Raw genomic sequence first — 630 nt, forward strand, 5'->3', positions numbered from 1 at the left:
GATGACGTCCGCCTGGGCGTTGGGATTCGGCACGGTATATCCGTTTGTTTTTCCACCGTGATTCAAGGCCGACCCTTTGATCACGCCGTAAATCCGGTCCCCGTCTGCAACGGCTCGTGCAAGCGGTTTTAACAGGACCGCGCCCACGCCTTCCCCCGGCACATACCCGTCGCCCCCTTCACCAAAGCTCTCACAGCGACCTTTGCTGGACAGGAATCGTCCTTGAGACAACATGATATATTTGTTCGGGTGGACCGACACATTCACCCCGCCTGCGACCGCAACCTGACACTCATTCTGTCTTAAACTCTGGCACGCCAGATGAATGGAAGTCAGCGAAGATGAACACATCGTATCCACCGCCAGACTCGGTCCGCGGAAATTACAGAAATACGACACCCGGTTGGCGATGGACGCCGGATTACCGGAGAGCGCAATTGAGGACTCGGCCCCGTACAGTTGGTATTCCTCGTACATCACACCCACGTACACACCCACGATGTCGGTAGCCAAACGCTCCCGTGTATACCCCGCATCCTCAATCGTCTCGTACACACACTGCATGAATAATCGTTCCTGCGGATCCATCATCTCAGCTTCCCGAGGAGAAATCTGGAAGAACAACGGATC

Annotated in this window: 1 protein-coding gene; it reads right to left on the reverse strand. The window is 55.4% G+C overall.

Features of this window, described 5'->3' with window-relative positions; translation table 11 throughout:
- Nucleotides 1-630 (reverse strand): beta-ketoacyl synthase N-terminal-like domain-containing protein (locus tag AC6CIF_RS31850; protein ID WP_498202756.1); only part of this gene is annotated, 630 nt, incomplete at both ends.

Source organism: Paenibacillus sp. GQ49 (assembly GCF_059759055.1).